At 36.3% G+C, this 15,480-nt stretch carries 11 protein-coding genes; 10 read left to right on the top strand and 1 reads right to left on the bottom strand.

Annotated elements, in window-relative coordinates:
• Positions 1–647 precede the first annotated feature (647 nt).
• From E2636_RS13320 to E2636_RS13295, 6 genes are all read left to right on the top strand, one after another.
• A complete protein-coding gene (locus E2636_RS13320) occupies positions 648–1,082 on the top strand; it encodes a hypothetical protein (RefSeq protein WP_017381821.1) in 435 nt (144 codons plus the stop codon).
• Between the two features lie 2,070 nt (positions 1,083–3,152).
• A complete protein-coding gene (locus E2636_RS13315; RefSeq protein ID WP_134210635.1) occupies positions 3,153–3,845 on the top strand; it encodes a hypothetical protein in 693 nt (230 codons plus the stop codon).
• Positions 3,838–5,136, top strand: coding sequence for an efflux RND transporter periplasmic adaptor subunit (locus tag E2636_RS13310; RefSeq protein WP_134210634.1), 1,299 nt, complete (start codon positions 3,838–3,840; stop codon positions 5,134–5,136). Before E2636_RS13315 ends, E2636_RS13310 begins: the two co-directional genes overlap by 8 nt.
• 516 nt (positions 5,137–5,652) lie before the next feature.
• Positions 5,653–6,696: a DUF2332 domain-containing protein gene (locus E2636_RS13305; RefSeq protein WP_134210633.1), complete on the top strand. Its 1,044-nt coding sequence runs from the start codon at positions 5,653–5,655 to the stop codon at positions 6,694–6,696.
• A 709-nt stretch (positions 6,697–7,405) separates the two neighbouring features.
• Complete coding sequence (locus tag E2636_RS13300; RefSeq protein WP_134210632.1) at positions 7,406–7,618, top strand: DUF6366 family protein; 213 nt, start codon at positions 7,406–7,408, stop codon at positions 7,616–7,618.
• A gap of 151 nt (positions 7,619–7,769) precedes the next feature.
• Positions 7,770–8,174 (top strand): DUF4181 domain-containing protein, encoded by a 405-nt coding sequence (locus E2636_RS13295; RefSeq protein WP_134210631.1) that lies wholly within the window; start codon positions 7,770–7,772, stop codon positions 8,172–8,174.
• 149 nt (positions 8,175–8,323) lie between these two features.
• Here the strand turns inward: E2636_RS13295 and E2636_RS13290 are convergent, their stop codons facing one another.
• The gene (locus E2636_RS13290) at positions 8,324–9,916 is read right to left on the bottom strand and encodes a long-chain-fatty-acid--CoA ligase (RefSeq protein WP_134210630.1); all 1,593 of its coding nucleotides are present in this window, start codon (positions 9,914–9,916) and stop codon (positions 8,324–8,326) included.
• 856 nt (positions 9,917–10,772) lie between these two features.
• Here E2636_RS13290 and E2636_RS13285 point away from each other — a divergent pair.
• The 4 genes from E2636_RS13285 to E2636_RS19665 all read left to right on the top strand — a co-directional run bounded on the left by E2636_RS13285 (position 10,773) and on the right by E2636_RS19665 (position 15,251).
• Positions 10,773–11,300 carry a hypothetical protein gene (locus E2636_RS13285; RefSeq protein ID WP_134210629.1) on the top strand — a complete coding sequence of 176 codons (528 nt, stop codon included), beginning with the start codon at positions 10,773–10,775 and terminating at the stop codon, positions 11,298–11,300.
• Positions 11,301–12,619: 1,319 nt separating this feature from the next.
• Entirely contained in the window at positions 12,620–13,915 is a 1,296-nt protein-coding gene (locus E2636_RS13280) for a saccharopine dehydrogenase NADP-binding domain-containing protein (RefSeq protein WP_134210628.1), read from the top strand.
• A gap of 401 nt (positions 13,916–14,316) precedes the next feature.
• Positions 14,317–14,910, top strand: coding sequence for an SET domain-containing protein (locus E2636_RS13275; protein ID WP_134210627.1), 594 nt, complete (start codon positions 14,317–14,319; stop codon positions 14,908–14,910).
• Positions 14,911–14,978: 68 nt separating this feature from the next.
• On the top strand, positions 14,979–15,251 hold the full coding sequence (locus E2636_RS19665) for an ankyrin repeat domain-containing protein (protein ID WP_134211810.1): 273 nt from the start codon (positions 14,979–14,981) through the stop codon (positions 15,249–15,251).
• The last annotated feature ends 229 nt before the right edge of the window (positions 15,252–15,480 follow it).

Raw genomic sequence — 15,480 nt, 5'->3', positions numbered from 1 at the left:
GTATGGGTGTCTAAAATTGAAAGTTCTATATGTCATTCGCAGTATTTGTAAAATAATGTGGAATAATAGCGTAATTCGATTGCCATTAAACAGAATTTTTAGTAAAATTAACTTAGTTATATTGTACCAATTAATAAGGCTAAATAACTAAGGTTAAGTTAACTAAATGATGAAAGGTTGATTTATTTGCCCACACTATGAGTTCATATTACCCGGGTTACATCAAAGTGCTATAAAAAATCAAAACGGCCAAGAATTTCTGTTTTATTTTACCCCAAAGGGAGAACGAAAATCAGCAGTTATTTTATCAAATGACAAAGGTGTGGCACGTATCAAACGTATAACTTTCAACAGTATCCAAATTGAAGATATGGAAATTGATTTTGTAAATAATAAATGCTCTTTTAGTATCAAAGAATCAATGGGAACTCAATATGAATCAACGCTTCAATACATACTGCGTGGATTTTTTATTCAATATCATGAACAAGGATATGGTTTTTTTACATTCAAGAAACCAAATAGGTAAGGTCAAAAAGACTGCCTATTAAAAGGCAGTCTTTTTCAGAATGTGTCATGCACGAAAAGAAGGGTAGTGTGATATAATAGTAGTAGTCAGAATATTTAGTAAAAAAGGGGGGATTACAATGTTACACGTACAACTTATGAAACCATTTTATTCGAAATTAGAAGGTCAAAAAATGAAATTGGTTTTTGCATATCAATACTTTTCCATTAAGAAAGATGATGAACTTTTTCACTTCATCCCAGTAGAAGGAAAAGAAATTATTGTTAATATGAATACGTATCAAGTCGAAAACTTGTCCGAGGTCTTCGTCTTTCAAAAAGGAAATAGATTTATTCGTTTACCACTCTATCAATTATTGTTAGTGTCAGATATTCATATGCATTTGCAAACTATCTTAAAACACGGGGAAGATGATAATGGCGAGATTACGAGCGATGTAAAAGAGGAAGCGAAAGAATTCATTTCGTTACTAGAAGAAGCAAATCGTAGCCGGATGATTGACTACGCACTGTTGATGAGAGATGAGAGTCTCTTTAACCGCCTAATAGACTAACCGTTGGAGGATAACCATGGGACTTAATAGAAAATGAAGACACCTACCTAAAGAAATGCGGGAGGTGTTTTTATGTGTCCATTTTTAGGTGTAAGGCCTTCTTTAGTTAGTATCGAAGAAAAATTAAATAGTTCCACGTGAAATAATTGAGACAATCCTAGGGAATGAAAGCGTAGATCTCCAAGTGAAAGAAGGATTTTCTATAATGTATCGACTATGGTTTCCGGTTCGCTTTGGACGGCAAACAAGCTGCACCATAACCTAGGGAATGAAAGCGAAGATAGGCAATCCTACGGCTGTTGTGCGTCCGTCGCTCTCCTTCAACCATGGAGTGTACAGTTTTTTGATTTTGGGTTAAATAGAGAAGGGATACTTATTGCTGAGAAAGGAAGCAGCCGAAGATGCAATTTCGGCGGCTTGTTGCTACCTATATAATATTATTCTGCGTTACTTGAAAGAAGGGTTTCGCATACTATACCGTTCGCAACATCCTCTCGTAACACTTTACAGAAAGAAAAGATAAAGGGCAGAACCTATAGAACCCCTGCGTCTACTCTGGTTTCCGGATCGCTTTGGACGGCAAAACTGCTGCAATCATAACCTAGGGAATGAAAGCGAAGATAGAAGTGACGTTGTCACTTCTATCTTCGCTCGTTCTTATAGGCAATCCTGCGGCGGGTGTGCGTCCGTCGCTCGCCTACAAACATGACGTACACAATTCTTTGATTTTGGGTTAATTAGAGAAGGGACACTTACTGTCTTGAAAAAGATCGGCCGAAGATACAATTTCTGCCGATCTAATCTCGTTTTAAAGTATCTGCAATCCCATTTTAATAGAGTTGTATAGCATGGTTTTTGGGAGTGTAGATGAAAGAAAATATATCTACAAGTGATTGAAGTGGAAGGTGGCGACTCCGGCGGGAAAAGCGAGACAGACGAGCCCCCGCAGGAAACGAATTGTGTACAATTCGTTTGCGACGAGTAACCGCAGGAGCAAGGGTTTTCAAGCGGACGAGGAGGCTTGTCGATCGCCCCGCGGAACGCGTCCACCTGTTTCTGTTTCTGCATCGCTTTGCTAGCTTCGAAACATGAAAGTGAGCTGCAACGGAAATCACACCTTTACTAGTCCATAAGCTAAGAACTTATAAATTGAATTTTTCGGTGACCTCCACAGTTTTTAGTTGGAGAAGGGTTTAGAGTAAATTTCTCTTGAACATAAACATGTAGCTAATGGGACGTAAGGAGGTAGAGAATGATCACTGATGCACTTGAACCGATGACCCCGAACAATAAATCAACAGTATTGAAGCCGAATAGTTTGCTATGTTTCATAAAAACACATCCTTTTGGGGTAGTTTTCTGCAAGAAGAAGTCTCCGTAGCCTGATTGGCTGATCATGTTCAAAAAGAAAGGAGGCAGTTGTATCAGTCAAGAATTTCTCGGAGGAAACCGAATTATATAGTATATTCAGAAAATTATTATTAGAAGGTTATAAATAGGGTTTTACTATAATAATTAGCTAATTATTTTTCCGTAACGTCAAAATTCAATTTTGAGGCTATATTTCGAAGTGAAATTCAATTTTACAAGTGCAAACAGGGGGCAAAATTCAAACTTGCCTGAAAATATTCCCATCTGATTAGATCGCACTTACAATAAAGAAGAGCTATTAATTCCTTTTTTGGGAAAGGAAAAATAGAGGGAGCTGGATAGATACATAGCGATACGGTAAACACGACTCATTCCTACACAACAGTGCACGGCAGTGTTGCCTTCGAGCCATATATCCTATCACCCTGTTTAGGTGGGGGCCTAAATCTTATTTTCAAATCAATGCCAAAAAGGATGAGCAAAGGTGGGTGCTCATCCTTTTTTGCGTTATTAGAGGTGGCACTTTTCATATTTCAGTGTGTGCATGTGGGTAGCATTTTGATTTCTAAAAGCAATTTGGAAAGTTTTTTGAAATTAATTACCGAACTGTAACATTTAGACGTTCCAAATGTTGTCGGAATTTGGTAAAGTAAAGGAAGATTAATAGCTACTGGTAGGTAAGGAAAGGAACTTCAAGTTATGGTTTTTGATTTCAGATTTTGGCGATATTTCACAAATCAACAAGAATTAATAGGTAATCTCGGTTCGGGAACCATGCGTGGCTTCAAAAATCGTGTGTGGATGGTTGGCTTTTTTGGACTAGTCTTATATGTAGCACAAGAAATGTGGGGAATAAATACTCATCACATCACTCCCTTATACGCATTTGGTGGCGCGGATCCATATACTCTAGCACGTCTCTCTTCACTTGTCGGAATTATTCTTTGGGCAGTACTATACATGTCATTCCATTTCTTTGGCATTGCATTCCTATTAAATCGAATTACAAAAATCGAGTTATCTAGACTCGCCGTTTTACAACTGTATGTAGTTGGAATTCTTCTACTTGAAAAAGCATTATTATGGTTAATCTTTATGATGACAGGATTTACGACGCATATATCCTTGTTTTCATTTGGACCACTTGCAGCCGCCGTTTTTGAAGACACTTTTCTTGTGTTTTTCTTCAATCAATTAACGATTTTCTCAGCGCTTATTATTGCGCTTCAAGTTCGTTTTATCCATGCCTTTACGGATACGAACCCGCGTAAATGGTTAGTACTTCTCCTTTTCATTCATATTGTCATGGCACTAATTACAGCATCAATAGGCTTACTTCCTCTTGAAGACTGGTTCGCCCACTACATAGAAAGGGGTGTCTTCAATGAATAAATGGGTAACAATTGGTATATCTATCGGGATTTCAACTTTTCTTGCGGCTAACGCCATTCTGTTGTTTAGCGACAAAAGCACATTTGCGAAAGTATTTTATGTGCATGAATACGAGCGTGTAGCTACTGGGGATTATGAAGAGAAATTACCGAAAGAATCTCTCATTGCACCCCTTAGTGTCAGCACTGTTTACGCGGAAAATGATGAAATTATTCAAAACTGGTTAGTCAAAGATGGAGACGTCGTTACGACTGGTCAAGAACTCGCCACTCTTAACACGTCAACTGTAGACGAGCAGCGGACACTTTGGGAATCTGAGCGTGAAGGACTTGAACGTCAACTAACTGAAATAAACGCGACGATTAGTTCATTACAATCAGACCGTGCGGATGTTAGCGACTCAAGTAATTCTACAGGAAACTCAAATGATACAGTGACAGAAGACACTGAAGAGCAAACTGTGAACGTTGATATTAATGTCGATGTCGGTGTTGACCTTGCTGTACAACAAGATGGTGCCTTCGCACAGGCTATTGCACATGCCGAAGAAAGTCGATCAGAAGTGAATCAACAATTAGTTGTTGTCGAAGCGCAACTTGCTCAAGAAGGAGCGGCTGCTTTAATTAGCCCTGTTGATGGAGTTGTATCGGCGATTCGAGATAAAAATGACCGCCTTGCAATTGAAATTTATAGTAACGAAAGAATCATCGTCACATATGCGACGGACGAGCAATGGCAAGACGTAGAAGTGAACGATCGCGTACGTTTGCAAGCCGATGGAATGGATCAATCCATTGAAGGAATTGTAACGGAAATATCCCAAGTTCCTTCAACAGATTCTGATTTCTTAACAGCATATAAAGCTCTAGATCCTGAAGAACATATAAATCCACTTGCTTACTATGAAGTTCGTATTCAACCTAACGAACCAATTGATAATTTACCATTTGGTAATAATGCAAATGCACTGGTAGTTGTAAACGAAGCGCAACAGGCTATTTCAGTGAACACCGCTTGGCTATACGATCGTTTTGAGCAGTCAGCTGTCGTACATATTGTAAATGAAGACGGCTATGCGGTAGAAACACCTGTAACGATGCAGTTTGACTGGAAAACACGTTCGGTAATTAGTGGAGGTTTACAACCTAATTCAGTGGTGCTTTATGAACCGAAAATTAACGACTACAAATATGCACCAGCCATTTTCTTCCCGATGCCACTGGACTCTCCATCTTGGAAATCAACTAAGGATGCAGGATGGAAATTCTACTTGAAACATCTTATATTTTAACTATAGAAGACTCTTTCCCGGTATGGGAAGGAGTCTTTTGTTATATTCAAACACACTATCATCTGAGGTTTCCGGTTCGCTCCGTGCACAGGTCTTTGATTTTGGGTTAACTAGTGAATGGCACTTACTGCAAAAGCATCCTTAAATAAAAAACACATCCAGTAATTGGCATGTGCTGTGGTTATTCTTTTTCATCTAGGCTATTTTCAACTTTTAGCTCATATTTATGTAAGTTAAGTGAAGTGTTTAGTTATAACACGATGATAGGGAGCATATAATGAGAGGTTTCTGGTCGTTTTTTAGCGAAACTGACAGTATTCCCTTGTAGTTACTCGATTGTTGCCAAAAGAATCATCTCATGGAATAAATTGACTAGCTATTGAGATGGAGCACAATTGAGGTTCTTTCTATAAATAACATATTGTTTCAATTTTTTATTGAAATAAAAGGAAAAATGCATAAATGTGGTAAAATAGTGTTTAAGCAAAAATTTTAATATGAATAAGGAGTGATAATTTGTTAACTAGAGAAGTAGTATCACATCTGTTTGTAAATTTCTCTGAAAAAGAATGCAAAAATTCAAGTAAATTATATGAGTTCTTGTCCTTAAAAATTGCGAAAGATATAGAACTACTTGAGATTTCCTTAAACTCGAGAAACGGTCAACCAATACCTAATTTGCTTTTCGGTGCTGTGCATTATCTGCTATTAAAAGGTAAAGACCACAAATTAAAAGAATACTATCCTAGTATGGTCGTCGAAGCAAAGGCCTATAACGAATCATTTGATTCCTTTAAAGACTTTTGTTTAGAACATAAAAATGAACTGATTCGGATACTACAAACAAAGCTTGTTCAAACAAACGAGGTCCGAAGATGTGCTTACCTATATCCTGCTTTTAGTTTCATTTACGAGAAGACCAAAAAACCATTGGCACTTATCGAAATTGGAACTAGTGCAGGTTTACAATTACTGTGGGATAAGTATTCATATTCATATAATGCTGATGAAGTTGTTGGAGACAAACATTCAAAACTAACCATTACATCAGAAGTAATGGGTGACAATACACCATTTTTATATCCAACACCGCCACCCATTTCAAATAGAATTGGAATTGATTTAAATATAGTTGATCTAAATGATCAAGAAGAATATGTATGGCTGAAATCATTAATTTGGACTGAGCACAAAGAGCGACTAGAGATGTTTGAACGTGCAGCTAGTTATGTCAAAGACTATCCAGTTCAATTAATTGAAGGTGATGGGGTAGCATTACTAAGTGAAATTGTTGAAAATGTGCCTGTGGATAGCACAATTTGTATTTTCCATACTCATGTGGCAAATCAAATGTCGCTAGAAACCAGAAATTCACTGTTAACCATTGTAGAGTCAATTGGGATGAAAAGAGATGTATTTCATGTTTACAACAATATTCAAGATAGAAATTTACATTTAGATTATTATTTAGATGGAATTGAATATAAGCAAACAATTGCCGAAACAGATGGTCACGGTAGATGGTTTAAATGGTTACTTGGAACTGAAATGCATGTATAGTAGCAAGTTTCCATTGTTAAACATGGTTTCCGGTTCGCTATGGAGGGCAAAGATACGGCAACCATAACCGAGAGAATGAAAACGAGAATCGAAGTGAAGTTGTCACTTCGATTCTCCCTCGTTCATATAGGTAATCCGCTGATGTGCGTCCATCGCTCTCCAAAAACATGGACGTGCACAGGTCTTTGATTTTGGTTTAACTAGTGAATGGACACGTACTGCAAAAAGACAATCGGCCGAAGATGCAATTTCGGCCTCTACATGCATTCTTTATAATAGCTATAATTCCATAAACCCTCATTTTTAAAAAGTTGGGTTTCGCATATTATCCGAATCCTACTTCAGACAACAATGTCCCTCGATTTTTGGACTTCATATGTATGTGAACTCGGGCAGGAGCATAGTGAAAAGAACAAAACCATCAGATCCTCTGCAATACTGTAATTTACAAATTTTTCTGAATATTTATGTTAAAATTAATACAGAGATTGTGAAAGAATTACTTAAAGAAATCAAGAAGTAGCATGGTTTAGGAGAATTATTAAGTTGTTAGCTGATCTAATCATCGTTCCTCCAGTAAATAGTATAGGGTGATTGGCTAGTGCAACTACCTGAGTAGGATTAATCTATAATTAACGGGCCTGGAAAGTTTAATAAGTTGTAATCAAGAAATTAGAAAACGCAGTATTCATACTAGGGGGCGATTGGTTTGAATAATGAACAAGAAACTCCAAAAGAAAAAAGAGAGAAATTAAGACAAAAAGAACTTATAAAAAATCCTGGCGGTGCATTAAGAGATGGATTTAGTCGAGGTGAAAATGCAAATTTATCTGATTTTTCAGAAGGTATGGGTTGGAAAGGAACAGTATTATTAATTGTCGTTTTAATAGTTGGATATATTTTATATAAATTGTTTTTATAAAGATTCTATTTAACCTTCTTTAACTAACTGGTGCATAACAAGTTTTGTTATAAGCGCTTTTCAGCGTGAAAATACATAGAATTTATAAAATGAATTTCAACTTTACAACGGAGGATATAGGGTAGGTCACTTTAATAACGGGAGGTTGCATATGTTTTGGATAAAGTTGGCACTCTTTGTGTTGATTGTGTTTGGCTTAAATATGGTAGTAAAGCTTCTTTTGAGAAAAGTACTTAAGATTGAAAAAGAAAAAAAACCCTTTTTATCTTACAACCATATAAACAATTTGCATAAGAAAATTGATTGGGCTATGAGAATTACTTCTGTTATTGTAATAATAATTACCAATATGTTGGTGATAGTTGAAAATTATCCGAATTATTTTTTACTACTACCTATTTTCATCATTGGACTAGATTATCCAGTAAGAGCTTTTTTTGAGAGGAAATATTCTCAGAACCCCAAACAATATATACTAACGCTTAGCGAAGGGGTAATAGTGTTACTTGCCTTAGCAATAGTCATTCAATTTAATTATGATTTAATTATTTACTAATAAAAATGAGCTTGGAGAAACATTTCCAAGCTCATTTTCTTATACAAAATTCCAGTAGTATAAATTTTAATAATGCCAGTTCACTCACCCCAAAAGTAAAACCCGCCTAGGAACAGTTGTCCATAGGCGGGGGAGGTTCTACTATTAAATTAATTTACTTTCTTCGAGCTATTCCAGTACATTTCTCTCAAACGGAATTTCTGTAGTTTGCCGGTTGCTGTTTTTGGCAAGGATTCCACGAATTCCACTTCTTTTGGTGCTTTGAAATGGGCCATAATGGAGCGGCAGTAGGTGATGATTTCTGCCTCTGTTACTTTTGCACCCGGGTGGAGCACGATAATTGCTTTTGGTATTTCTCCCCATTTTTCGTGAGGAACAGCAATGACAGCTACTTCCAAAACGTCAGGATGCTTGTAAAGCACGCCTTCAATTTCTGTAGAAGAAATATTCTCTCCACCTGAAATAATTAAATCTTTAATACGATCCTGGATCTCAATGTATCCATCTGGATAAGTTACAGCCAAATCGCCTGTATAGAACCAACCGTTTTTAATCGCTTCTGCCGTTTTTTGTGGATCCTTATAATACCCTGTCATGACAACATTTCCGCGGGTTACGATTTCGCCCATTTCCTTGCCGTCCCATGCCACTTCTACGCCTTCAGGATTTAACACTTTCGTTTCCCCGTTAAAGGCAAGTTCGATGCCTTGTCGCGCTTTGATCGAAGCTTGTTCATCTTTTGTTTTCGATTCGAATTCCTTTTTCCATTCACAATACAAGATGAAAGGAGACGTTTCCGTTAACCCGTAAACATGGATCATATTCAAGCCAAGAATTTCCTGCGCTTTTTGAATAAGAGCGGCTGCGGGAGGTGATCCTGCAGTTGCCATTCGCAGTTCGGTCTTTAATTGAACTTCTTTTGCTTTCGGATCGTTTACCAACATATTTACAATAGTTGGTGCACCACATAGTAAGGAAATATTTTCACTTTCAAATAAATCAAGAATTAAAGAAGTATCCACTTTTCGCAAGCACACATGTGTAGCACCTGCTGCAGTTAGCGCCCAAACGCCACCCCAACCATTCGCGTGGAACATCGGTAACGTATGAAGATAGACATCATCATGTTTTACATTTAAATGATATAAGAAATTCGCTGCATTCATGTAATTGCTGCGATGTGGTAACATGACGCCTTTTGGTTTTGACGTTGTGCCACTTGTGTAATTCAAAGTGAGCATTTGGTTTTCATCAATGTCTACCACAGGAAGTGCAGTGTTTGCGTCTGACTGAACAAGGAATTGCTCATATTCTACTGCTTTTAATGAAGACTTTTGTCCAGGTACTTTCACGACAACAAATTCTTCAAAACTTAAATTTCCTGCAATTTCTTCAATTAATCCGCTGAATTCTTCATCGATAATGAGCATTTTGGCATCACTATGATTGATGATGTACTCCAAATCAGCTGATGTTAAGCGATAATTCAATGGCACCATGACCGCGCCAATTTGACAAATGCCGTAAAAACATTCGAGCATATAATGTGTATTCGGCAACATGACAGCTACATGATCGCCTTTTCGAATGCCTGATTCATGTAGGGCAATTGAAAGTTGGTCTGTGCGTTCTCCAAACTCCTTGTAGGTAAATTTCTTTTCCTCGTCTATTACAGCAATTTTTTCAGGGTAATACTTTACCGCCCTGCGCTTCCAATCGAGTGGAGTTAATGGAGAGAACATTGAACATCTTCCTTTCTGAGTTCCCTTATTCGATAGAATAGTAGGATTATCTGTATATTCTACCATATTATTTGAAAATACCGAAAATTCTACGAAAAAAGATTTATGGAAATTTGGAAAGAAGAGTTTGTCACACTGCCCCGACTATGGTTTCGGAGCGCTTTGGACGGCAAACCAGCTTCAACGATAACCAAGGGAATGTATGGAAATCTCAAAGTGAAAGATGTATGTTCTACACTGTATATGGTTTCCGGTTCGCTATGGACGGCAAAATCCGCTGCAGGATAACCTAGGAATGAAGAAAACGAGCGATGTGACGTTGGCACGTCGCTCTCCTACAACCTTTTCGTGCGCAGATCTATGATTTCGGTTAACTAGGGAATGGACACTTGCTGCAAAAAGACATTCGGCCGAAGATACAATTTCGGCCTCTATTTGCATTCTTTACACTATCTACAATTTCCATAAACCCATATATAAAAAAATAGAGTTTCGTATACTATCCTGATCTTAAGTCAGACAACAATGTCCCTGGATTAATTAGTAGTTGTATCATCAAGTTAACTAGGCTGTGAGACGTGTTTGGCCGATAAATCCCCAGAATGGCCGATAAACATCTCAAGTTGGCCGATAAATTTTTTATTATCAATAGAGACCCTCAAAAATCGTCTCATGAAACAAGTTGATAAAGGAAAGTAAGGTGTGGAGCTATTTTTTGAAATTAATTAATCTTGTACTTTAGCTAATAAATGCTTTACTTCTATAAGAATGATAGTATCTTGTTTAACTAACCAAACTCAGCATTGAAGAGTGATCTTGTTTCTATAACACTTATAACTCATAGGAGGAATTAACAGTGATTAAGTTAATTAAAAAAGTAGATAATGAGTTGGTTTATTGGAAAGCTTGGAAAGATGGTAAAACAGTAATTGTACACTTTGGAGTTGTTGGAGATATTGGTGGAACAGAAGAAGTGAAATTAAAGTTATTTGAAAAAGCTAAAAAGGTGATAGGAATATTAGCTGAAGAGAAGTTGGATGAAGGGTATGAACATCTTGATGAAGAGGAGTTAATCGAGCTTGTCGTCCAATATCGTTATGAAGAAAATCAAATGGACGAAGCGCATGAAAGAAGACAGTTGGTAGAAGAATTGATGAATGACTGTTTAGGTAGGACTGGAAATGGTTCGAGCGATGGGGGAGACATTGGTAGTGGTAGCAATAACGTCTTCAACTATGTGATTGATGTCCAAAGAGCTTTAAAAACGACACTTGAAGAATTATCTAATAACCAGTTATTAGATCATGTTAAAATTGCCTTTTTAGATGAAGATGAAGAATATGTTTCTCTATATCCAAAAGATACTAATTTTGATATTACATAAAACAAAAGAAGATGTATACAATGTTTGAACAGCAAATCGCCTACATACCTAAACATAGAACAAGTGCGAAGTGACAAATAAAGTCACTTCGCACTTGTTCTATGTAACAGAAAAATAGTACAGCTGGTGTTCGCGTATTCATTGAAAATCTAAAACATAAAAACAAAGGATTGGAGGTGTAAAGTGAAGAAAAATAGTTTAACACTCTTTATTTTTGTACTGCTTTTAGTAGGTGGTATTATTACATTTTTCATCATATTTAAAGACGTCAATGGTTCTTTTTCTTTTGTATTTATTAGCGGCTATATGATATTTCTGGTTCTCTCTGTATTTTATTTTTTTATTGCCATAATGATCAATATAAAGAAATTGAAATGGAGAGAAATAAGAAATAGACTGTTAAAATTTATTACTTATTTTGTTTTTCTTTGTGCGATTTCCTATCTTGTTGGTTATATGTATAAACCGTTACAATCGGATTTGTATACGATAGTTATAAACTCCATCAGTTTATCTTTTGCATTCGTGTTTGTTGATCTAGTCTATTTTAAAGAGAAACGCAGTTAAAATATTAGTGTGATTTCTAGCCGGAAATATGCTCTAGGCAAACAAGGACGAAATTATCCTGTACACCTAACGTAAAATTTGTAGAGTACCCCGTAGTTTTTTTAAAGGAGATTATTAGATGAAAAAAGAAGGAAAGAGTAAAAAGAAAAAAGACGGTTTTCTAAATTACATATTAGGTGAATTGAAAGAGTCAATTATATTTATAGTAATTTCAGAAATCATATTGTTTATTCCGAGATTGATAATACGTTTAATTAGACATATATTTTAACTTAAGGAAATTGATGAATTGGTATAAGACAATTGGAATAAAAATCACATCGAGAAGTCATTAAGGCGGCTGGTTAAATATATAAGCACTGAAAAAAATCTTCGTAAAGTAATGGAAAGACTCACCGCAAGGATTGCTACAAACAAACCAATAGTTCCCCCACCAAAATCGCCGCCATAAAAGGCAGCGAATTCTTTACCCTAAGTATCCTTTATTTCAATTTAATTAAATAAGTATTCTACTTGTTCAACTAACAGGCTTTTTGTTTTACCTAATGAATAGTAGGCTATTGCTGATAAACCTGTATTTACCCATAGCTAACTCCTTTCCTCTCTTTCTTTCTTTTGGACAAGCTGTTTCTGCTGCCATGAAACATTATTTGTATAGCATGAAAATATATATTTAGAAAGACAGGTGATAATCACCTATACCGTTTCTCTTCTTTTACATAGATTATGTATAAAACTAAAAGAGGTGTGAAATGGATAAAAATAAACATAAACATATTATCACAATACTGGGCAGTGCAGGAGGTGCGGCGAACGGAGTACTTTCTATCCTCAATAACTCTGTACAGGATGAGAAAGATCCGATCCATCATGTAATGAATAATTGCGTCATTCATTTGATAGATTCTAAACAAAAAGAAGAAACTGTCTACTCTCTCTCTTATCCACAATTAAAAGATAAATTTATATATCATGAATTTGATTTGAAAGACACGGAGCAATTTAAAGAACACCTGAAACAATCCATAACGACTGTTGTCATCGATCTTTCTTGGGCGGACACAGTTGAGATGATACAGTGCTGCGATCAGCTTGGTGTCAACTATGTCAATACAGCATTAGAGAATGCAATGATTGATGAGAACGAAGAGCTGTATGAAGGATTTGGCTTGATTGAACGGATGAGGCATTTGGAAAAGTATAAAGATAAATTTTCAAATTCAACAGCGATTATTGGTTCGGGCATGAATCCAGGTGTTGTTCAATGGATGGCTCTTGAACTGATAAGGACGGACACATCAGAAAATAAACCAATTGGTTGTTACATTGTGGAACATGACAATTCGTTTTATAAAAATAAGAAAAAGGCTAAAAAAAACGTAATCTACACCACATGGTCACCTGAATGTTTCCTCGATGAAGCGATACTAAGTTTTCCCATGTTCATGAAGCACCATAATCCCCTCTTCTTCTATGAGAAAGTCTATGATCTAGAATTCAAGGTAACGTTAGGGAACAAAGAGTTTTATGGCTGCTTAATGCCGCACGAAGAAGTTTATACACTTGGTAAGTTATATGATATGGAAGGCGGATTCTTGTACAAGGTAAATGACCATACTACTAATCTTATCCGTACAAATTTAGATGACGTGGATAAATTATGGGATTATGAAATGAAGGTGCTAGACCCTAAGGATGCTCCATTGGAAGGCGAGGATTTAGTCGGTGTACTGCTCGTTTATCCGGACAAGGAAAGGTATATGTATAATGTGTTGTGTAATAAAGACATCTATAAAAAATACAAAACAAATGCCACCTACTTTCAAGTAGCGTGCGGCGTATATGCTTCCTTATCCGTACTGCTTTTGGATCAATTGCCCAAGGGCGCACTCTATGTCGATGAACTGTTGTTGAAAACTGAGAATCACTATGGAGATTATTTGAAGTATTACATGACTGATTTTGTCACAGGAGAAAATGAACAAACAGACGGCCTACTGCACCAGCGTATGCAAAAATATCGTGAAATGAATTCGGAAGAAAAGTAACGGACCCTGAGATTCTACCTCTTCCTCTTTAATAAAGACCATTCCAAACACCGTATTTTCCTCATCTAAAACTAGTAGCCCAAACTTATCCCTCAGTACAGACTATTTTCTTGAAAAACCAAAAACCTAATTTACTTATGGTAAGGTTCACCGTGACCGTTGTAACGGTGAATTTTGCAGGTGCCATTCTATGCTTTCCTTACACATTAAACCATAAAACTTGAGAGTCAATGTCGAAAAAGTAGGTATTACGACAGTGGCCGCCCTCTCAAAATGTAGTGTATCCGCATAAAGATATTGAAACTGACGATGTTGTAAACAGACTGAATACTTTTGTACGAGAAGTTATTTATTCAACAGCTGCAATATGAGCTTTGTGGATATTAAGGAGGAATGGTAAATTGATGCACCCAGATACAGAAATCCGGTATGTAAGTGAAGAAGTAGGAATTGGGGTTTATGCAACAAAATTAATCCCTAAAGGAACAATTGTTTGGATTAAAGATAAGCTGGATATTGTTCTTGATGAGGAAGATATCGAAAGTCTTGATGATGCTAGAAAAGAATATATATATAAATACTCTTATGAAGACGATGACGGCGAATATGTTCTTTGTTGGGATCATGCAAGGTATGTGAATCATAGCTTCAATCCAAATTGTGCAGATACTGCATATGATTTTGAGTTAGCTGGGAGGGATATTCAACCTGGTGAACAAATAACATGTGATTATGGAACGTTAGGTGATGATGAAGAGTTTGAATGTACAGTTGAAGAAGGATCAACGAGAACAAAAGTAACTGCAAATGACTATTTAATGCATTTTAGAGAGTGGGATGAAAAGGCAATAGTGGCATTTAAATATTTTAATGAAGTAGAACAACCGCTAAAACACTTAATTAGTAAACAATATATTGATAAAGTAAATGCGGTTGCCAATGGAACTGAACCACTTGATTCCATCCTCACTTTATTTATTGATGATGAAAACTGAGAATAAATATCATATATAAATTAATGGTTTAAAGTACTAGAATTCACAACTATTTATGACGAAGATTTCTGGAATTAATACTAGTAACTGCAGATGGAAATGTAGAAATCGTTGAATATCTTCTAGATAACGGGGCTGAGATTAATATTAAGTCAGATGACAATACTACACCTTTGATCATTGCTAGTTGTTACGACCACCTGGAAACCGTCGAATTGCTCGTTAAAAGAAGTGCGGATATTAATTCGAAAGACGATGATGGAAATACTGCTCTCTCGAATGCAAAAGAATATGGAAATGAGGAAGTCACTATTTTTCTAAGAGAGCAAGGTGCAGAATAATAATTAATGAGGGGCTTATATACAGTATGACAAGAAGTAGTATTTAACGTTAATGACGTTAAGTATTGCTTTTTTCTTTAATAATAAAGTCGTATACTTCCTCATCCTGGTGTTAAGTAAACTGGTTATGCAGAGGCATACACTTACGTGTGGAAGTGATCTTTAAAAGCACAGTTTGCATCCAGAAATAAAGTTTGGTATATTTTGGTTGATATGAATGATAAGTCAG

This window comes from Paenisporosarcina antarctica (assembly GCF_004367585.1).
In the GTDB taxonomy this organism is placed as follows: domain Bacteria; phylum Bacillota; class Bacilli; order Bacillales_A; family Planococcaceae; genus Paenisporosarcina; species Paenisporosarcina antarctica.
This window is presented reverse-complemented; position numbering and strand designations above follow the sequence as displayed.

Coding starts and splice junctions, on each gene's coding strand:
- E2636_RS13320 (WP_017381821.1), top strand. CDS start 648: ATGTTACACGTACAACTTATGAAACCATTTTATTCGAAATTAGAAGGT.
- E2636_RS13315 (WP_134210635.1), top strand. CDS start 3,153: ATGGTTTTTGATTTCAGATTTTGGCGATATTTCACAAATCAACAAGAA.
- E2636_RS13310 (WP_134210634.1), top strand. CDS start 3,838: ATGAATAAATGGGTAACAATTGGTATATCTATCGGGATTTCAACTTTT.
- E2636_RS13295 (WP_134210631.1), top strand. CDS start 7,770: ATGTTTTGGATAAAGTTGGCACTCTTTGTGTTGATTGTGTTTGGCTTA.
- E2636_RS13290 (WP_134210630.1), bottom strand. CDS start 9,916: ATGTTCTCTCCATTAACTCCACTCGATTGGAAGCGCAGGGCGGTAAAG.
- E2636_RS13280 (WP_134210628.1), top strand. CDS start 12,620: ATGGATAAAAATAAACATAAACATATTATCACAATACTGGGCAGTGCA.